General features: G+C 65.8%; 16 protein-coding genes and 3 tRNA genes. 11 read left to right on the plus strand and 8 right to left on the minus strand.

Annotation, left to right across the window (positions count from 1 at the left end):
• Positions 1–2 precede the first annotated feature (2 nt).
• The 4 genes from ACYQ3J_RS04060 to ACYQ3J_RS04075 all read left to right on the plus strand — a co-directional run bounded on the left by ACYQ3J_RS04060 (position 3) and on the right by ACYQ3J_RS04075 (position 3,140).
• Entirely contained in the window at positions 3–965 is a 963-nt protein-coding gene (locus ACYQ3J_RS04060; RefSeq protein ID WP_460125017.1) for a prenyltransferase, read from the plus strand.
• Positions 966–1,046: 81 nt separating this feature from the next.
• Positions 1,047–2,237 carry a radical SAM/SPASM domain-containing protein gene (locus ACYQ3J_RS04065; protein ID WP_460126201.1) on the plus strand — a complete coding sequence of 397 codons (1,191 nt, stop codon included), beginning with the start codon at positions 1,047–1,049 and terminating at the stop codon, positions 2,235–2,237.
• 191 nt (positions 2,238–2,428) lie between these two features.
• Positions 2,429–2,818, plus strand: coding sequence for a HEPN domain-containing protein (locus ACYQ3J_RS04070; protein ID WP_460125020.1), 390 nt, complete (start codon positions 2,429–2,431; stop codon positions 2,816–2,818).
• Positions 2,805–3,140: a nucleotidyltransferase domain-containing protein gene (locus tag ACYQ3J_RS04075; RefSeq protein ID WP_460125023.1), complete on the plus strand. Its 336-nt coding sequence runs from the start codon at positions 2,805–2,807 to the stop codon at positions 3,138–3,140. Before ACYQ3J_RS04070 ends, ACYQ3J_RS04075 begins: the two co-directional genes overlap by 14 nt.
• 11 nt (positions 3,141–3,151) lie before the next feature.
• Here the strand turns inward: ACYQ3J_RS04075 and ACYQ3J_RS04080 are convergent, their stop codons facing one another.
• Positions 3,152–5,467 (minus strand): glycoside hydrolase family 31 protein, encoded by a 2,316-nt coding sequence (locus tag ACYQ3J_RS04080; protein ID WP_460126203.1) that lies wholly within the window; start codon positions 5,465–5,467, stop codon positions 3,152–3,154.
• A gap of 190 nt (positions 5,468–5,657) precedes the next feature.
• A complete protein-coding gene (locus ACYQ3J_RS04085) occupies positions 5,658–6,566 on the minus strand; it encodes a DNA-methyltransferase (RefSeq protein ID WP_460125025.1) in 909 nt (302 codons plus the stop codon).
• Positions 6,567–6,812: 246 nt separating this feature from the next.
• Here ACYQ3J_RS04085 and ACYQ3J_RS04090 point away from each other — a divergent pair, with 246 nt between their 5' ends.
• The gene (locus ACYQ3J_RS04090; RefSeq protein ID WP_460125028.1) at positions 6,813–9,851 is read left to right on the plus strand and encodes a DNA methyltransferase family protein; all 3,039 of its coding nucleotides are present in this window, start codon (positions 6,813–6,815) and stop codon (positions 9,849–9,851) included.
• 131 nt (positions 9,852–9,982) lie between these two features.
• Here ACYQ3J_RS04090 and ACYQ3J_RS04095 read toward each other — a convergent pair.
• Positions 9,983–10,060 (minus strand) — tRNA-Arg (locus ACYQ3J_RS04095).
• A gap of 241 nt (positions 10,061–10,301) precedes the next feature.
• Here ACYQ3J_RS04095 and ACYQ3J_RS04100 point away from each other — a divergent pair.
• The 4 genes from ACYQ3J_RS04100 to ACYQ3J_RS04115 are packed head-to-tail and all read left to right on the plus strand — an operon-like array spanning position 10,302 to position 14,303.
• Complete coding sequence (locus ACYQ3J_RS04100; RefSeq protein ID WP_460125031.1) at positions 10,302–11,729, plus strand: FAD-binding oxidoreductase; 1,428 nt, start codon at positions 10,302–10,304, stop codon at positions 11,727–11,729.
• Positions 11,730–11,732: 3 nt separating this feature from the next.
• Complete coding sequence (locus tag ACYQ3J_RS04105; RefSeq protein ID WP_460125034.1) at positions 11,733–12,071, plus strand: 4Fe-4S dicluster domain-containing protein; 339 nt, start codon at positions 11,733–11,735, stop codon at positions 12,069–12,071.
• Between the two features lie 15 nt (positions 12,072–12,086).
• The gene (locus ACYQ3J_RS04110) at positions 12,087–13,037 is read left to right on the plus strand and encodes a (Fe-S)-binding protein (RefSeq protein ID WP_460125037.1); all 951 of its coding nucleotides are present in this window, start codon (positions 12,087–12,089) and stop codon (positions 13,035–13,037) included.
• A gap of 6 nt (positions 13,038–13,043) precedes the next feature.
• Positions 13,044–14,303: an LUD domain-containing protein gene (locus ACYQ3J_RS04115; RefSeq protein ID WP_460125040.1), complete on the plus strand. Its 1,260-nt coding sequence runs from the start codon at positions 13,044–13,046 to the stop codon at positions 14,301–14,303.
• A 104-nt stretch (positions 14,304–14,407) separates the two neighbouring features.
• On the opposite strand, the gene ACYQ3J_RS04120 is transcribed toward ACYQ3J_RS04115, so the two are convergent.
• Positions 14,408–14,501, minus strand: a tRNA-Thr gene (locus ACYQ3J_RS04120).
• 175 nt (positions 14,502–14,676) lie between these two features.
• A tRNA-Met gene (locus ACYQ3J_RS04125) sits at positions 14,677–14,806 on the minus strand.
• 79 nt (positions 14,807–14,885) lie between these two features.
• On the opposite strand from ACYQ3J_RS04125, the gene ACYQ3J_RS04130 reads away from it, so the two are divergent.
• Positions 14,886–15,836: a BadF/BadG/BcrA/BcrD ATPase family protein gene (locus ACYQ3J_RS04130; RefSeq protein ID WP_460126205.1), complete on the plus strand. Its 951-nt coding sequence runs from the start codon at positions 14,886–14,888 to the stop codon at positions 15,834–15,836.
• Here ACYQ3J_RS04130 and ACYQ3J_RS04135 read toward each other — a convergent pair.
• Both ACYQ3J_RS04135 and ACYQ3J_RS04140 read right to left on the minus strand, forming a co-directional pair.
• Positions 15,747–15,959 (minus strand): ribbon-helix-helix protein, CopG family, encoded by a 213-nt coding sequence (locus ACYQ3J_RS04135; RefSeq protein ID WP_460125043.1) that lies wholly within the window; start codon positions 15,957–15,959, stop codon positions 15,747–15,749. The genes ACYQ3J_RS04130 and ACYQ3J_RS04135 overlap by 90 nt on opposite strands.
• Before the next feature lie 129 nt (positions 15,960–16,088).
• Positions 16,089–16,853 carry a hypothetical protein gene (locus tag ACYQ3J_RS04140; RefSeq protein ID WP_460125045.1) on the minus strand — a complete coding sequence of 255 codons (765 nt, stop codon included), beginning with the start codon at positions 16,851–16,853 and terminating at the stop codon, positions 16,089–16,091.
• Positions 16,854–16,959: 106 nt separating this feature from the next.
• Between ACYQ3J_RS04140 and ACYQ3J_RS04145 the strand changes: the two genes are divergently transcribed.
• Positions 16,960–17,235: a hypothetical protein gene (locus tag ACYQ3J_RS04145; protein WP_460125048.1), complete on the plus strand. Its 276-nt coding sequence runs from the start codon at positions 16,960–16,962 to the stop codon at positions 17,233–17,235.
• Between the two features lie 54 nt (positions 17,236–17,289).
• Here the strand turns inward: ACYQ3J_RS04145 and ACYQ3J_RS04150 are convergent, their stop codons facing one another.
• Positions 17,290–18,708 carry an MATE family efflux transporter gene (locus ACYQ3J_RS04150; protein ID WP_460125050.1) on the minus strand — a complete coding sequence of 473 codons (1,419 nt, stop codon included), beginning with the start codon at positions 18,706–18,708 and terminating at the stop codon, positions 17,290–17,292.
• Positions 18,709–18,759: the final 51 nt, after the last annotated feature.

An 18,759-nucleotide genomic window follows, 5' to 3' on the forward strand; every position in this document is an offset into this window, starting at 1 on the left:
GAGTGGACGGGCCCGTGGGCGGAGGCGCTGCGTCCGGGCTCGCGGGCAGAGTTAAGGCTTTCCTCACGCTGAGCAGGATCCCGTTCCTGACTCCGGGCCTCGCCCCCTTCACGGCCGGCGTGGTTCTGGGCTACATCCTCGGGGGCAGTGTTGACTGGGGCCTCCTGGCGTTGAGCTACGCCGGGCTCACGCTGATACTGCTCGCCACCCACTACTCGAACGAGTACTTTGACTACGAGGGCGACGTGATTAACAAGAACCATAACCGGTTCAGTGGGGGGACCAGGGCGCTCTCGGACGGCATGCTCCCCAGGAGGGTGGGCCTCTACGCCCTCATCGCTTCCCTCGCGGTCTTCGCCCTACTCTTCGCGGTCTACGTGGCCAGGTACTACCCTGAGAGGCCCCTGCTAGCCTGGCTCGCCCTCGCAGGAGTCGTAGCCGGTGTGTTCTACTCGGGCCCCCCGTTCAAGTGGGCCTACCGGGGGGTCGGGGAGCTGTTCATAGCCTTCGCCTACGGCTGGCTCGCGGTGGCGAGTGGCTACTACATAGTCAAGGGCGCCATCGACCTCAACGCCACGCTCCTCTCCCTCCCAGCAGCGTTCACCGTCTTCTCCCTCATAGTGATAAACGAGGTGCCAGACTACGAGGCCGACAGGGCGGTCTCTAAGAGGAACCTGGTCGTGAGGCTCGGCAGGGAGAGGGCCAGGATCCTCTACGCGGCCTCCAACATCGCCGCAGTCGTGAGTGCAGGGGTGGCGGCGTGGCACCTAGCCGGCCCCGCGGCGGGGCTGGCCGCGCTAGCGCTCTCGGCGCTCGTCGCCTACAAACCCACCGCCGACGCCCTCAAGGACAGTGTCTACTACGACTTCAAGAGGGGCCTGGAAAGGGTTAGCGCCCTCACGGTGCTGGCCAACGCCATCTCCTCGTTCATAGTGCTGGCCGCGGCGATCCCCCTGCTAAGGTAGCCGGATACGCAGTCGGAGACTTAACCCACCACCGCCAGGCGTTGCCCCGTAGCCCATGCGGGTGCCCCGGGCTTGGCTAGGGTGCCGCCCTACTACTGGCCCCCCACCCTGCTCGCCCGGCAGGCCCTCGCCCTCGCGGCGATAATGGACGCCACCGGGTGGAGGCTCAGCGGGCGGTGGAGGAGGGACCTGGGGAGCCTCCTCAAGATTGCCGCGGGCGCGAGGAAGTACGGGTGCTTCGGCTACGCACCCCACCCCGTCTTCGAGGTCACCGCGAGGTGCAACTTGAGGTGCATCCACTGCCACGCCGACGGCGGCAAGGGCTACCCCCTCGGCGAGCTTGACACCCAGGGCGCGATGAGGGTCATCGAGAACCTCACCACGGTGAAGGACTTCAGGATGCTCGTCTTCACCGGCGGGGAGCCCCTTGTCAGGAGGGACTTCTACCAGCTCTCCGAGTACGCCTCCAGCCTGGGCTTCAGCGTGGTCGTAGCGACCAACGGGTACTTCATCGACGGGAAGGCGGCGAGGAGGATGGCCCGCTCCGGCGTGATCGGAGCGGCGATCAGCCTCGACAGTGTCAAGCCGGAGAAGCACGACGCCTTCCGGGGGGTCCCTGGGGCGTGGAGGGCGGCGGTTAGGGCGATGAGGAACGTCCTCGACGCCGGGATGTACCTCCAGGTCAACATAACCATCTCCAAGTTCAACATCGACGAGATGGAGGAGCTCGTGAGGTTCGCGGACAAGCTCGGCGCGCACGTAGTGCTACTCTACACCTTCGTAGCCGTCGGGAGAGGGGAGGTGTACAGGAGGCTCTCCCTCACCAGGGAGGACTTCGCCAGGGTCATAGAGGCGGCTGCAAGGCTCCAGGGGGAGGTGGAGCTGGTGATATCCCCCATCGCGGCGCCCTGGTACTACGCCCTCCTCGCCAAGAGGGCCAGGCACATCCCCCTCAAGGTGCTGGAGCGCGCCGTGACCGGGTGCATCGCCGCCAGGGGCATGTTCTACATCAAGCCGAACGGGGACGTCTGGCCCTGCCCCTTCATACCGGTAACCGCAGGGAACGTCGCGGAGAAGCCGGCGATCGAGATCTGGAACAGCGACCTCTTCAAGAGGCTGAGGGACAGGAGCAACCTCGGGGAACCCTGCAGGTCCTGCAAGTACCGTGAGGTCTGCGGCGGCTGCAGGGCGAGGGCGCTTATAAGGACCGGCGACCTCTTCGCCGGCGACCCCACCTGCCCCCTAGCAAGGGACGGGAGGCCGCCCGAGTAGAAGCCCAGGCCTCTCTCCAGCTAGCCGCTGCCACAGCCAGCTCCCCCGGGCTTCATTGGACGCCTTTAGGGAGAGCGAATACTCCCCACACCTCCCGGGTAACCCTTGAACTCGCACACTCAAGCCCGGGACGCCCCGCATGCCGGGCGCGGGATCCCAGGCATTGGTTGTGCGTAGGGGAGGACTTGGCTTTGCGCGGGATTAAGCTGCCCGGCGAGTGGGTTGACAGGGCTAGAGTGTTCTTCGAGGATGCTAAGAGGCACTTGGAGGAGGGCCACTACTGGCTGGCGTGCTTTGAGTCCCAACAGGCGGCGGAGCTGTACGTTAAGGCCTTACTGCTAGCGCTCACGGGTGTGTACCCTTACACCCGTGACATAGCCGGGCTCCTGGAGGCGCTGGCCGGGGTGGGGGTCGAGGTTTCCCGGGAGGTGGCCTTGTGCGGGGAGGCGTTGACGCCGCACTACACTATGGCTAGGCAGCCTGGAGGGGGGCCCGTGGATTATAGTAGGAGCCGCGGGGAGAGGTGCTTGGAGGAGGCGGGGAGAGTCATCTCGTGGGTTGAGAGCGTTGCGGACCCCTAACCTGAGGGTTTACGCCGAGCGAATGAAGGCCTGGGAAGGGGCGTTCAGGGAGTTCGTCGAGGTACTCTGCCGGAATGGGAATGTTCTGGAGGTCTACCTCTCCGGCTCGAGGGCCCGGGGGAATAGCCTGCCCTACAGCGACTACGACGTGGTTGTCATCGTCAGGGAGGCCAGGGATCCAGTTGAGGAGGCGGTGAGGCTCCGCAGGCTTAGAAGGCGCAGCTTCCCCCTCGACCTTCTCGTGTTGACCCCAAGCGAGGCCAGGGACCCTCTATATAGAGGGATGCTTGAGGGCGCCGTGAGGCTCTGCGGCAAGGCGTGAACGGCTGTTCCTTAGCCCCGGGTGCCCCACAGGAGGCTCGCCGGGATCCTCGCCGCGGCGGCTCTACCCTCGCGCACCATGGCCGCCCTGGCCCCGTTGACCTCCAGGCTATCCAGGCCCCTGCCGTTGAGTATCCTGAACTCCACCCACTCGTAGCCCGGCTTGTAGCCATCGTTCAACACCTCAACCTCCACCCTCACCCTGGCCCCCCTCCTCTCGAGCCTGAACTCTGCCTCGAAGTACTCCCCCCTCTGGTATGCTAGGGTCTCCCCGTCATCGTCGTAGAGGCGGGCTGACGCCTCCCCCTTGAGGAACGCCTCGACCCTGAGCACCCCCGGCTTCACCGCAGTGCTCTCCACGGGGTCCGTGGTGAGGACCGCCGAGTCCTCCCTGAGGTAGAGCGGGATCCTCTCGAGCGGCGCCTCTGCCAGCACCCAGCCGGGCCCCCGGGCTTCGCAGGTGTGGTAGTCGAGCCACTCAACCTCGGGGAGGTAGACCGCCCTCGCCCGGGCGCCGGGGGAGAGCACGGGGGCCACGAGGAGGGAGGGGCCGAGCATGAACTCGTCCGAGACCGTGTAGCTAGCCTCGTCCCGGGGGAACTCGAGGAAGAGGGGCCTCGCCACCGGGATCCCGGTCCTGTGGCTCTCGGCGAAGAGGGTGTAGATGTAGGGGAGGAGGCGGTACCTGAGCCTCACCGCCTCCCTGGCGATGCTCGTGTAGGGCTCCCCGAACACCCAGGGCTCCTGCCTCCTAGTCCCCTTGCTGCTGTGGTTCCTGTAGAAGGGGTAGAAGGCGCCCAGCTGCATCCACCTCACCAGCAGCTCCGGCTCGGCGTCGCCCGCGAACCCCCCTACGTCGGCGCCGGCGAAGGGGACGCCGGAGAGGCCGAGGTTCAGTATCATCGGTATACTCGCGGCCATGTGCCCCCAGTCAGACTCGTTGTCACCCGTCCAGACGGCGGCGCACCTCTGGATCCCGGCGAAGCCGGAGCGGGAGAGGATGAACCACCTCCCCTCCGGGTCGCGCTGCGTGAAGCCCGTCCTGGTGGCCTCGCACTCGAGGAGGGGGTAGGCGTTGTGGATGGCCCTGTGGGGGATCCTCCGGCCCTCGTCGCTGGTGTGGACCGCGTCTATCTCCGCGGGCCCCCTCCACTTGTAGCCCCTCGTGGTGACCCTGGGGAGCGCCTCCCAGTAGAGCTTCCACCCCGCCTCATCGACCCTCCCCTCCCGGAGGAGCCTGGCGAGTTCCCCGACGACCTCCCTGAGCGCTGGCTCCATGTAGAAGATCGAGGGCTCGTTCATGTCCAGCCAGACGCCGTCCACGCCCGTGTTGAGCAGCCCCCGGATGAGGCGGGCCCAGTACTCCCTCACGCTGCTCCTTAGGAAGTCGGGGAAGACGCAGAGGCCGGGCCATACGCCGCCCCTGAAGAGGTCCCCGCGGCTAGTCCTCAGGAAGGCGTCGATCCTCAGCCCCTCATCGTACACCCAGTACCCCGCCTCGGCCTTGACCCCCACGTCCACTATCGCTACGAGCCTAACCCCCATCTCGTGGAGGCGCCTCGCCAGCCCCTCGGGGTCGGGGAACCTCCGCCTGTCCCAGGTGAACACCCTGTACCCGTCCATGTAGTCTATGTCTAGGTAGACCGCGTCGCAGGGGATCCCGTGCCTCCTGCACCCCTCCACCACCTCCAGCACCTCGCGCTGCGAGGCGTAGCTGTACCTGCTCTGGTGGTAGCCGAGCGCCCACCGGGGCGGCATGAAAGGCCTCCCAGTCATCGAGGTGTAGGCGTCGAGCACCTCGGCGGGGCTCTCGCCTGCTATAATGTAGGCCCTGAACCCCCCGGCCTCCACCCTAACCACGGCCCAGCCGGGATCCCCGGCCCCCAAGTCGACGTGGATGTACCCGGGGTAGTCGACGAGGACCCCGTACCACTTCCCAGGCCTAGCCACCATGTAGAAGGGAATGGAGAGGTACATGGGATCCCCCGAGGGGAGGTGGCAGGGCTGGGGGGAGTTCCACACGTGGAACCAGCCACCCCTCCTGTCGATGCTTAGCGAGTAGCGCTCCCCCAACCCGTACACATGGTCACCCTCGTCGAGGCTGTGCCTCAGAACGGTGAAGCCACCCTCCCGCCCGGGCTCCCCCACCACGGTCAGCCTCAAGCCACGCCACTCAACAACGAAGCCGCCCCCCTCGCGGGAGACGCGCCAAGCCCCCCCGCCGCCCCCGCCGGGCTCCCTGAGCACCGCGAAGCTCCCACCAGCCGGGGCGTCGCCGACGGTGACCCTCAAGACCCGGCTACTCAGAGCCTCGAACGAGACAGGCACCCCAGCCAAGAGCCCCACCAGGCCCAAGCCCCTAGGGGGCCCCGGGGCGCCCTCCCTTTAATCACGCCCCCGCCTCTTCGCCTCCGAAACGTGGGTTGACTTTCACGGGGTGACAGGGATCCCCGGGGGGCTTCGACGCCCCGTGGAAGGGCCCTCAAAGCGTTCAGGGAGCTGCTCGCGTGGAGCCCGGTTATGGGCGGGCGCCTCCCTGAATGTTCTTCAAGCGCCGCCTGGCTAGCTCGATGTACTCCTCCTCCACGTCTATGCATATGTAGTGCCTGCCCAGCCTAGCGGCGGCGACGCAGGTGGTGCCCGAGCCGGCGAAGGGGTCTAGGACCACGTCCCCCGTGAACGTGTAGAGCTGAATGCAGCGGCGGGGCAGCTCCTCGGGGAAGGGTGCGGGGTGCCCGACCCGCTTAGCGCTCTCCGGCGGGATCCTCCAAACGCTCCGAGTGAACTCTAGGAACTCTTCCCGCGTAATAGTGTCCCTCTTGTTTGGAGGCTTCTTCCTCTTGAAGTCGCCCTTGCTCAGTATGATGATGTACTCATGCTGGTCCCTGAGGATAGGGTTCACGGCGCTCATCCAAGTCCCCCAGGCGGTGCTGGAGCCGCTCACCGCGTCGCCCTTATCCCAGATGACCTCCCCGCGGAGGAGGAAGCCGATCCTCTCAAACCTCTCAATCAAGTAGGCGTGGAGGGGGATGTAGGGCCTCCTCCCGAGGTTCGCCACGTTAAAGCAGACCCGGCCACCCCACACGAGGACCCGGTAGACCTCCCTCATAACCTCCTCAATGAAATCCAAGTACTCGCCAAGGGAAAGGTCGGCATCGTACTCCTTCCCAACGTTGTACGGGGGGGACGTGACCATCAAGTGCACACAGTTATCCGGCAGTTTCTTCAGTACATCCCTAGCGTCCCCGAGTATGACCCTGTCGAGGAGCTCGGGGGGCACGGGGTTCTCCCTCAAATCCCGGGGCGAGGGCTTGGGGAGCTCCACGCCCCTGTACAGCTTCCTGGAATAGAATAGGGTCGAGTCGTGCGACACCCGGCCCGGCACGCCGAAGCGGCTAGTCCTGGTACCCCTCCTGCCAGCACCCACCCCCGGCACCCTCACCGCCGCAGGGCTCCCTGCAACCCTTCATATCCCCCTGCACTCCTCCAACAAGCTTCACCGCGAGTAAAAGGCTCCCAACCCCTACTACCCTCCGCCCTGTAATGGTGTAGCTGATGTTAGCGATATCCGGATCCAATTAGGGCGTTATAACAATAGTGCGTTTCCACGTTGAGTAGACTTGGTATCCTTAATTATTTTATCTTAAATAATGGGTGTGGGGTGCTCGAGTGCTTGTCATGGGTTCCCGAGTATGTCGTTAACGTTCGGCTAGCCGATGTTCTGAGCAGGGAGTTCGGCATTGATGCTAGGGCGGAGAGGCTGAGTGGTAGGAGAAGGCCCGACATAAGGTGCTACTATAGGGGCTTGATCATTGGCATCGAGGCCTCCTACGACAGGTCGGACGCGGAGAGGGACGCTGAGAAACGGCTTGAGGAGGGGCTTGTAGACGTTGCCATCGCGCTCTGGCTTAAAGAGCGCTATAGGGACGAGCCGGAGCCCCAGCTCGTTGAGCGCATAAGGAGGTCTAGGTTCGACGTAAAGGTGCTAGTGCCTGTGGGCGCCAAGGACACGCTCATCTCGTTCCTGGAGAGGTCCACTGGTAGGAGGGTTGAGGCTACGGGCTGGTTTAGAGACGTTGACCTGCCACTGCTCAAGACTATCATTGAGAGCGCCTCCTCGTTCCTCGCCAGGGAGGAGGAGGTTCAGGGGCTCATAGCTGAGGTTAAGCGGGAGGTGGAGGACTTCACTAGAGCCCTAGCCTCGGTAGACGGTAGGGGCGAGATACGTAGAGGCATATACGACCAGCTCTACCGGCTCTACGGGCTCTCCGTCGCGGAGGCGGAGGACCCGGAGATCGCGTTTGGCCAGGCGGTGCTCTCGATACTCCTGTCGACGGTGTTCTACGAGCGCGTCAGGAGCGTGCATCCACGCCTTGAACCCGTAAGACGGTACGTCGACCGGCACGGCCCTATAAGCGGGCTCATAGAGGCGTTCAGGAACCTACTCAAAATAGACTACAGGGTTGCAGTCGAGACGACGCTCAACATACTGGGGCTCCTCCCCGACAGTGTAGCACATAGGGTGCGGAGGCTGGTTGATCTAGCGTTAAGGATTGCACAGAGCCCCAGCTTACTCAGGAGGGACTTTGCGGGCAGGATATACCACGAGATTACTGGGGATATAGCGTTAAGGAAGGGGTTTGCAACGTTCTACACGGAAGTGCCGGCGGCATACCTTCTAGCAACGCTCGCAGCATACAGCCTCCTAGGCTTGGAGGGAAGAAGCATTCCAAGACTTGGAAGAGGGGAGGCGCAGGAGATACTGGGTAGGATAAGGTCTGCCAGGGTCGCCGACCTTGCATGCGGCAGTGGAACCCTGCTAACGGCCGCGTATAGCTCGCTCATGAGGATAGCCTCCATGCTAAAGTATTACCACAACCTCGACGTGGACCTGGACGAGATAGGCAAGACGCTTATAGAGGAGGGCATATACGGGATCGACGCGCTACGCTACGCCTCCCAGATAACTGCGATAAACCTCGCACTAGTAGGCCCTAAGACCATCACGAGGGAAAACGTTTACACGATCTACCTGGGCTACATGCCGGACAAGAAGACTGCGTGGCTCGGGAGCCTGGAGCTGCTGAACGACAGCGGGAGGGTCGGCGGGATCCTCGCCTACATAGAGGGCGGGCTTGCAGGGGCCGCTGAGAAGACCACTCTCGAAGGTGTGGAGGGTGAAGTGAAGATACCGGGCAAGTTCGACTTGATAATAATGAACCCCCCATTCACGCGCGCCACGGGCAGGACGGAGAGGTTTGAAGGCGGGAGAGGCCTCTTCGGCTTCATAGTAGATGAAGCCGTTAGGCAGAGGTTCATCAAGGCATACGGGCGTGTGAGGGATAAGGTGAAGGAGGAGCTGAGGGAAATTGCCAGGGCCAACATCACGCTATTCCCGGGGGAGATCCAGGAGATAATTAGGGGCGCCCAGGAGTTTAGGCCATACCTCGACGTCGGCCAGGCTGGCGAGGGCCTCCTCTTCCTGTACCTGGCGTATAAATACGTTGGCGACGATGGAGTGATAGCCTTCGTCCTGCCCAGGAACATCCTAGCCGGCGCCTCCTGGTTCCTGGCTAGAACACTCCTAGCAACCAAGTTCCACGTGCTATACGTAGTCGTGAGCAGCGACTCTAGGAAAGGCTACAACTTCTCGGAGGGAACCTCCCTGAGCGAGGCGTTAATCATTGCGAGGAGGAAGACGAGGCACGAGCCGGGCGAGGAGACGGTGTTCGTGAACCTCCTCAGCAAGCCCAGTGGGATGCTTGAAGCAGTGATGCTAGGCACGCGCATAAGCGAGGGTAGATTTGCGGAGGGTCACGGCCTGGTCGAAGAGCTGGGGAGCGCGGCTAGGGTACGCGTAGTTAGCAGGGAGGAGCTGCTGAAACACGTCGATAACTGGAACATGTTTGTAGCCCTACCGGACCAGGAGCTAGTAGATGCAATACTTGACCTCATCGACAACGGAGCCGTCAACATAGGGGGGCACCGGGTTAGGATCCCTCTAGCGAGGTTTAACGAGCTAATCCACAGGCTGGGCATTGACGCTCACCAGTTCCACGACCACTTCAGGAGAACGAGCACCGCAACGCCGTACCCCGTAATCTACGGGGGAGGGGAGGAGGTTAGGAGGAAGATGGCCGCCGAGCCCAACGCCTACGCCGAGCCAAGGACTAGCAGGGCGAGGGAGCTGTATGGGGAGTTTAGCGGGAGGATTATTGTCCCGGACAGGATTTGGTGGGACACCGCCCACGCAATAGCGATGCTCTCCAAGGAGCCCGTGCTATCGAACACATTCTACGCCGTCAGGCTGAACGTGCCCGAGGAGCGCAGGGAGCAAGCTGAGAAAGCGCTAGTTCTATGGCTCAACACCACCTGGGGCCTGCTCACCATCCTAGCGAACAGGGAGGAGACCCGGGGGAGGTGGAGCCGTTTAAAAATGACGCACTGGAGGATGCTCCCAGTGCTAGACGTTAGAGCCCTCCCCGGCGAGACCCTAAAGGAGCTGGCGAGAGCCTTCGACGAGTACGCCGAGAAGGAGATGAAGAGGATACCCGAGCAGTTCAACCCGGGAAAACCCGACCCCGTAAGGCTTGGAGTAGACACTGGGTTCCTGAGAGCGCTCAACCCTCAGTTGAGGGATGAAGCTGTTAAAGACTACCTACTAGACCTCTACAAGCGCGTTGACTCGGCGTTAAAGCAGTGGATAAAATAGGCGCTCCCGAAGCCCAAGCCGTCCCCACGCCTAGCCCGCCAGCACCTCCGAGCCCCCCGGAATCTCGGCCGCGACCACGAGAAGCTGATCGGGTGGTGGCCCCCAGGGCCTTTCCATTAAGCTGGTTGGCCTGGCGGGCCCGCCGGGATTTGAACCCGGGACCTCCGGCTCCGCAGGCCGGCGCCCTATCCTGGCTAGGCCACGGGCCCGCCCCTTCCCCCGGGCTCGGCTATGCTTGTGGATGGTTTTAGTTTTTCCCGGGGGGAGCCCGTTGTGCCCACTGCGTCTCGGGGGCTATTGACCCCCGCGCAGGCCCTGCTTGGTTTTCTGGACTTTCCCGTTTGGTTTTGCAGTTAAGTTAGAGGGTAGCCGGGCCCATTATGTGGAAACTAATTTATCCCCACCGGGCTCCCTTGGGGCTTGCCTGCCTCGTGGGCCGGTGCTCGGGCGTTGAGTGTTCTGGCGAGGCATGCTGAGGCGTTGTCGAGGCTCCTTGGGCCGGGTAAGGTTGTGGATGACCCGGCTATTACAAGGCTTTACCGGAGGGATCCCTTGGGGTTTGAGGGGGGCGAGGCTGTCGTCGTATTCCCTGAGAGCGTTGGGGACTTGTCGCTCGTGGCCTCCTACGCTTACAGGCATGGCTTGAAGCTGTACCCTCAGGGCTCCGGCACTGGGCTAGTCGGGGGGAGCGTGCCGGGCGACGCGGGGGTGGTCGTCTCCACCGCCCGCCTGAACAGGATCCGCGGGGTGAGCATTGTCGACGGGTACGTCGTCGCGGAGGCCGGGGTTAGGATTGGCGACTTGAACGCTGAGCTGGCGGGGAGGGGGTACATGTTCCCCGTCGACCCCGCCAGCGCCCCCGTCGCTACGGTGGGCGGGGCGGTTAACACGGGCGCCGGGGGGCTGCGTGGGGCTAAGTATGGCACTATGAGGGACTGGGTCCTCGGCCTCAGGGTAGTCCTCCCCGACGAGAGGGGCACGCAGATGTTCCTCGGCTGCTACACCGTGAAGTGCAGGCAGGGCTACGACCTCGTCAGGCTCATCGTGGGGAGCGAGGGGACGCTGGCCCTCGTGGCGGAGGCGGTGCTCAGGATAGCCCCCCTCCCCGAGAACGTCGTGGTGGTGCTAGCCTTCTACAGGGGCCTCGAGAGCCTCATGGAGACGGTCGTCGACTTGAGGGCCAGCGGAGTCCAGCCGCTCATAATGGAGTTCATGGACGACAAGACCGTTGAGGCCGCGGTGAAGGCTGTGGGGGCCCCGTTCAGGGCGGAGGGGCGCATGCTGCTCGTCGGCGTGGACGTCAACAGGGAGGCCTCGGGGAGGGTGCTCGAGTGGCTCGTAGGCACTGTGAAGCGGCGCGGGGCGGGGCTGGTGTACCAGGCCAGGAGCCTTGGGGAGGCGGAGGAGAAGGGGCTCTTCCAGGTGAGGAGGAGCCTCTTCCCCGCCCAGGTGAAGCACCTCCACACCCTCCTCGGCAGGCCCGGCGCCAGGATCCTGACGTACGTGGAGGACATAGCTGTGCCCCCCTCGAGGCTCGTCGAGGCGGTGGAGGAGCTGAGGAGGCTGGAGGAGGAGTACGGGCTCCCAACGCTCATCGGGGGCCACGTGGGCGACGGGAACCTGCACCCGGCCACGGGCTTCGACGCCTCGGACGAGTCCATGAGGAGGAGGGTGGAGGAGTGGTTCATGGAAGTGATGAGGCTAGCAGTCAGGCTCGGGGGCACGGTGAGCGCCGAGCACGGGGTGGGATCCCTCAAGAGGGAGGGGTTGAGGGTCGAGCTCGAAGCGCGGGGGGCCGGGAAGGCGCTCGAGCTGATGAGGGCGATCAAGAGGGCGTTCGACCCTAAGGGGATCCTCAACCCCGGCCGGGTGGTCTAAGCCATGGACCCCGGGGGCTCACGGGATCCCGGGGCGCTCGCCGAGTGGGTGAGGGGGGAGGCGTCGAGGTGCATGTACTGCGGCCTCTGCGAGCCGAGCTGCCCCACCCTCCCCCTCGGCCCCCACAGGGGCTACGGGCCCCGGGGCAGGGTCTACCTGGCCCTCGCCGCGGTCGAGGAGGGCCGCCTCACCGTGGAGGGGCTCGCCTCCATCTACTCCTGCCTCCTCTGCGCCGCGTGCACCCTCGCCTGCCCAGCGGGCGTGGACGTGCCCGGCGTCGTCCGGGCCGTGAGGAGCCTCGCCCGCACCGGGCTCGCGGCGCCGGGGAGGGCTGATGCTTAGGCCCGTGGAGGGGTGGTGGGTCGAGCGGTGGACGTGAGGGAGGTGCTCAGGAGCCTGGCGGATAGCGTGGCTAGGACTGGCTTCCCCGTGCCCATCCCCCGGGAGGCGGTCTACTCGTGGGCCGAGCCCCTCGGCTTGCCACGGGGGAGGCCCACGGCGCTCTACACGGGAGCCCTCTACCAGCTCGCCCCCTACATTAGCAGCCTGGTCAGGGAGCTGGAGGGGCTCGAGAGGAGGCGGGCCGGAGGCGGGGCGGCGGTGGACCCCTCCAGGCTCTCGGCCAGCCCCGACCCGGGGGAGGTTGAGTGGGCTGAGAGGGTGCTCCGCTCGATAGCCAGGCTCCTCTCGAGGGCAGGCGTTGAGTACGGGTACGTGTACGAGAACGACCTCTACAGCGGCACCCTCCTCTACGACCTCGGCCTGGACGACGCCTTCGCAGTGCACGCCGAGCGGGTCTACAAGGCCCTCAAGGGGGAGGGGGTGGAGAGGGTTGTAACCGTCGACCCCCACACGAGCTACGTGCTCCGCGAGGTCTACCCCAGGTTCGTCGACGGCTTCAGCCTGGAGGTGGTGAACTACCTCGAGCTGCTCGCGGAGAGGGACCTGGGGTTCGAGGGCGGCGGTGGCGGCGAGTGGGTGATCCACGACCCCTGCCTTTACGCGAGGCGCCTGGGGATACTGGAGCAGCCCAGGATCCTCCTCAGGAGGGCTGGCGTGAAGCCCGTGGAGCCCGGGAGGAGTGGTAGGATGACGTACTGCTGCGGGGGCCACTTAGGGCTTGTGTCCCCGAGCCTATCCAGGAGGATAGCGGAGACGAGGGTGAAGGAGCTGGCCCAGTACTCCAGGAACGTGGCGACCCTCTGCCCCATATGCTACGCTAACCTCTCCAGAGTCAAACCCGGCGGGGTTGTGGTCGCGGACATCGCCGAGATCCTGGCGGCGAGGCTGCCTCGAGGGGCTGGGTGAGCCCCCGTGCCGGTGGGGGAGGTTCTTGACCTCGGCGGGGTCCTCAGGTCAGTGCTCAAGGCGCTCGGGGACCGGGACTTCCAGGAGGGGGTCCGGCGGGCGTCGCTCTCCGCGGAGGAGAGGGTCCCGGGGATCCTCGAGTCCCACCCTGGGCTGGCGGAGATGGCGAGGGAGGTTGAGGCCGTCAAGAGGAGGGTCACGGAGAACCTTGACCGCTACATAGACCTGGTGATGGAGTCCCTGGAGAGGGCTGGGGCGCGCCCCTACCTAGCCGAGGGCCGGGAGGAGGCTCTATCCATCCTCGAGAAAATAGTGGGGAGGGGCAAGCTCGTCGTCATGTCTAAGAGCATGGTGGCTGAGGAGCTCGGGGTCCGCGAGTTCCTCGAGGGACTCGACAACGAGGTCTGGGAGACTGACCTCGGGCAGCTACTAGTCCAGCTGGAGGGGGGCAGGCCGATGCACACGGTGGCGCCGGCGATTCACTTGACGCGGAAGCGCGCCGTGAGGCTGGTGAGGGAGAGGATAGACGAGGCCCTGCCCCCCGACGCTGGCGTCGAGCAGGCTGTGGAGGCTGTCAGGAGGTTCCTCAGGGGGAAGCTCGCGAGGGCCCAGGTGGGGGTTAGCGGGGCGAACGCTCTCGCAGCCGACACGGGGGCCATAGTGCTGGTGGAGAACGAGGGCAACATACGCCTCGTCACGGGCCTCCCGCCCGTCCACGTCGCCATCGCGGGGGTGGATAAGATAGTGCCTACGCTGATGGACGCCTTGAAGGCCGCCATGGTTCAAGCGGCCTACGCGGGCCTCTACCCTCCAACCTACGTGAACGTCATAACAGGCCCGAGCAGCACGGCGGACATAGAGCACACCCGCGTCTACGGCGCCCAGGGCCCCAGGGAGGTCCACGTTGTGCTAGTCGACAACGGCCGCAGGAGGGCGGCCAGGCACCCCCTCCTAAGGGAGCAGCTCAGGTGCATCCGCTGCGGCCGCTGCCAGTTCGAGTGCCCCGTATGGAGGCACACCGCAAACCTCTGGGGAGGCCCAGCCTACGGCGGCCCCATGGGCGTGGCCTGGACCGCGATAACCCTAGGCGAGGAGCAGGCGGCGGAGCTGGCCCACCTATGCATAGGCTGCGCGAGGTGCGAGGAAGCCTGCCCGGTCCACATACCCATCACGGAGATCATACGCTACCTCAAAACCGTCTACGCCGGGAAGCACGGGCTAACCAGAAGCCAGGGCAGACGAGGATCCCAGGGATCCCAGCGGTAGACCCAGCCGCGCAAGGCCCCAATCCCCGGGGGTCAAGCTGAACCCCAGCCGGGATCCCGGAGGGGTGGAGGGTGCAATGGGGGCCTAGGGGCCCGTTAACCGCGTGGAGCCGCCGGCGGGATTCGAACCCGCGACCACCGGCTTACAAGGCCGGCGCTTTCGGCCCCGCGCAGGGGTCTGCCGCTGAGCTACGGCGGCTCCCCTGGGGTATCCCCGGGGGCATCCGGGGGGTCTAAGCCTGGGCTGCCGGGGATTTTAGCGGTTAGCCGCCTCCCCGCGGCTAGGAGGGGCCCCTCTCCTAATCCCCCGCAGTCTTGGAGGAGCGTGGCGGGGTTGTTGGGGGCCTGGGAGAGCGCCCCTGGGGCCCCCGCCGTGGTGCCGCCGCCGGGATTCGAACCCGGGACCTCCGGATCTCCCAGGCCCCCTCCCTTAGGGGCGACCTCGGCAGGGACGCCTGCGGGGCCGTATGAGTCCGGCGCTCCGCCAGGCTGAGCTACGGCGGCTCCCGCGGGGGCCCGTGGGGTTGCTTAAGGCCGGGCTGGGGGTTTTTAGTTTGAGTGGGGGTTGGTAGGGTTGGAGTGCGTGGTTGTGGGCGTTGATGGGGGTGCTTCGCGCAGCTCCTTCATAGCCTTCGACGCCTCGAGGCTCTCTTGGTCGAGGTGGAGCGGGAGCGCGTTGAGCCTCTTCTACCGCGGCGCCTCCAGCCTCGCAGGCGAGGTTAGGAGGGGCGTCTGGGCGTCCCTCCGCCTCCTGGGGGCCCGGGGGGTTAGGGGTGTCTACGCCGGCGTGGCCGGGCTTGACGCTGGGGTCGCGAGCGTTAGGAAGGCTAGGGCGGTGGAGTCCCTGACCCCCTTCCCGTTGATCCTGGACCACGACGCCTACATCGCTTGGTGGACGTCGTGGATTGAGGGCGGCGAGGCCGCGGTGATAGCGGGGACGGGGAGCCTCGTGTACCTCTACGACCCCGAGAGCGGGGAGCGCCGCATCCTCGGCGACCACGGCCCCCTCCTCGGCGACCAGGGCTCCGCGTTCGAGGTCGGCTCCAGGGCGCTGAGGATGCTGGGGGAGGCCCTCCAGGGGCTGAGGAGGTGGACGTGCCTAGAGGAGGCGCTGGCCTCGAGGCTCGGCGTCTCGAGCCCCGAGGAGGCCTCGGCCTGGGTCCACCTCTCCGGGAGGAGCCTCGTGGGGGCCGCGGCGGGGGCTGCGAGGGTAGTGGTCGACGCAGCGGAGGAGGGCTGCGGCGAGGCCGCCTCCCTGCTCAGGCGGGCGGCGCTGGGGCTAGCGCGCCTGGTCTCCACGGCCGCCGGGAGGTGGGGCGTGAGAGTGTTCAGGGTCTACGGGGGGCTAGCCAGGTCAAGCGTGTACATGGAGGCGCTCGAGTCCAGCGTTGAAGGGGCCGTGGTGTCGAGGGGGATCCTGGACCCCGCGGTGGGGGCGGTGTGGCTAGCCCTCCAGCATTATTGTGATAACCTGACCGTCTCCCCTGGCGAGCTGGCCGGCCTCCTTTCTGACCTCGACGCCCAGCCTGTCTAGGTAGTGGAGCACCGCCTCCCTGATCAGCTCGCTCCTCGTGAGGCCGAGCATCCTGCTGGCCCTGTTCATCGCCTCGACGAGGCCCGCCTCAGCCTTGAACGTGACGACCCTCAACTCCCCCACATGCATCCACCCCGCTAGCTCCCACTACTCGGGGGCTTCGTTGTGGTCGAGAGTATAACGCGGGGCCTGGACTCCCCGCGCGGCTGGGGGGGTTACCCGGAAACCCCCGGGTTCACCCGGAGAAGGGGGCTAGCCCTGGGCGGGCTCGAGTGAAACGAGGGTCAGGGTTACGTAGTCTTGCCCCGCGACGACGGTGGCCTGGACCGCGGCGGGGACCCCGTTGACCCTCGCCAGAGTCATCGCTATCACCGTCGCCCTCGACCACGTCGTGGTTTGGACGGGGAGCCTGGGCTCGACGGTCACCGCCACTCCCCTCAGCTCGCCGCCGCCCCACTCCACCTTCGTGAAGCCGACCCTCACGCTGGCCATGGGGCTCCTGAGGCTCGACCAGTCGACTCCAAGCTCCTTGGAGAGCGTGTAGGGCAGGAGGAGGGGGCCCAGGCTGGGCTGGGGGCTAACGTTGAGGGATGAGACGCCTAAAGCCTGGGTCACGTTGAACCTGACCGGGTTGAAGAGCATCTCCTCCAAGTCGCGGGGGTCCACGGGCGTCTCCTCGCCGGTGCCGGGGTCGACGCGGCTCGCCTCCACCACCCCGGTCTCGTTGTAGGTGAACCTGTAGAGGGCCACCGTCCTCCCGCTCGAGTCCCTCATCTCCAGCGTCGCATTCCCCCCGACGGGGTTGTTAGTGAAGACCACCGTGAAGTTGCCGTCGCCCGGCGACGAGGCGTTGTACTCGAGCCTAGCCACCCTCGAGAGTATGTCGCCGAGCGCCGGCTGCCCCCCCAAGTCCCCGAGGACGGAGGCGTAGCTCCAGTACACGGCATAGCCTATGACCGCCGAGGCCAGGGCGGACGCGAAGAGCAGTGCTATCAACAGCACGGGCTTCGAGGGCAACGCTTCCAGGCACCTCCACGGCCTCCACACGCCAGGCCCTGGGGGCGTCAATCTTTAAACCGTTCACTCGCCGCAGCCCCAGGCCCCGGGTGCGAGGCTTAGGGGTGTGGAGGGCTTGACGATAGGCCTGCTCAAGGGCTCGTGGAGCTGGGGCCACAAGGGCTGGCTCCGCGTCTACTGCCGCGTCTGCGGCGCCGCCCTCGACCTTAGCGGGCAGAAGCCTAGGACTAGGAAGACCGAGGTGGTCTACGCCTGCCCCAAGTGCGCGGCGAAGTACGAGGCCTACTTCTGCGCCGCGGACGCGAGGGCGCTGAAGTACACCTGCCCGTTCTGCGGGTCCAAGCTTGAAATCGTGAGCCCGCAGCCGGTGGTCGGGAGGTAGCGGCCGCCCGGACCCCTCGGGTTGCACCAAGCCGGGAGCCGGGGATCCCGGGGGCTAGCCTCGGTTCTTCCCGTCGCAGTCCCCTGCCCGGCTCGCGGGGATCGCCGCCGGCAATGTTTCAGGGCGCAGCTCCTCCAGCGCCCTGGCCTTGAGCCAGGATCCCTTGTGGATCCAGAGGACTGCAGCCACGCCGGTGGCGATGTTGCTCGCGCTCATCCCCAGCCATACGCCGAGGGATCCCAGGTCTAGGGTGTAGGCTAGCGTGTAGGAGAGGGGGATCCTTAGGAGCCACAGCCTCGAGATGCTGAGGATCGCCGGCGCCAGCGTGGCCCCGCTCCCCTGGGCGACGCCGTTGGCGGTGAATAGGAGGCCGAGGAAGGGTATGCTGGGGGCGAAGACTGTTATCATGACCCTCGCCTCCGCGAGCACGTCGGGGTCGCTGGTGAAGACGGCTGCGAGCTGGTTCCTGAACGCCTCGATCACCGCCACCCCCGCGGATAGTATGGCGAAGAGCAGCGCCTGGCCCTTGACCGCCGCCTCCCTCGCCCTCTCCGGCAGGCCCGCCCCGAGGCTCTGGCCCACCACCGTCGAGAGGGCCACCGAGAACCCCATGGTGAACGCCTGAACCATGCCCACGACCGCGAGGCTCACGTTGTACGCGGCCATAGCCGTAGTGCCGAGGCCCGCCACTATGCCCGTCATGACTAGGAAGGCCGTGCTGGTCAGCACCGTCTGAGCCCCCACGGGCCCCCCGATCTTCGCGACGAGCCTAACCACGCCGGCGTCGGGGAGCTGCGGCTTGACCCTGAAGCCCAGGGCCCCCGAGGCGGTGAGGGCGGCGGCGTAGCCCCCGGCGACTATCCTGGAGATGCTCGTCGCCAGGGCGGCGCCAACTACCTCCATCCTCGGCAGGCCTAGGAGGCCGAAGATCAGCAGCGGGTCGAGCGCCAGGTTCAGCGCGCTCGAGAGGCCGTTGACCCAGAAGGGCTTCCGGGTGTCACCCATGCTGCTGGAGAGGCTCGTGAAGTAGAACATTGTGAAGGCGAACGGCATAGAGATAGACTCAATCCACGTGTAGGCGAGGCTGAGCCTGTAAACCTCCCCCGGGATCCCGAGGAGCCTGAAGACCACGGGGGCCAGGAGCGCCACCGCGGCCGCCGAGGCGGCGCCTATGATGAGCGTCAACCCCCAGAGCTTCCCCGCGGCCCTCGACGCCTCGTCGTACCTCCGGGCCCCCACGAGCTGCGACACCAAGGCGCCGCCCGCAGTGTTAACCGCGAACACCAAGCCGAAGAAGAGGAAGATCAACGGCCACACGGCGACGGGCGCCGCCAGCTGGGCCTTCCCAAGCCTCCCCAGGAGGATGGAGTCAACGCTCTCCTGCACCGTGCCGAGAAGCCTGCTGGCGGCGACGGGCCCAGCGAGCCAGAGGATTGCACGGACTACGCTACCCTCAACCACCCTACGCCTCAAATCGTCAACAGCCGCCTTCCCACGCATCCCCGGCCCGTCCAGGGCGCTGCG

This window comes from Stetteria hydrogenophila, assembly GCF_054657575.1.

Excerpts from the sequence above, each read along its gene's own strand:
- ACYQ3J_RS04105 (WP_460125034.1), top strand. The coding sequence starts at position 11,733 with ATGGACCCCGGGGGCTCACGGGATCCCGGGGCGCTCGCCGAGTGGGTG.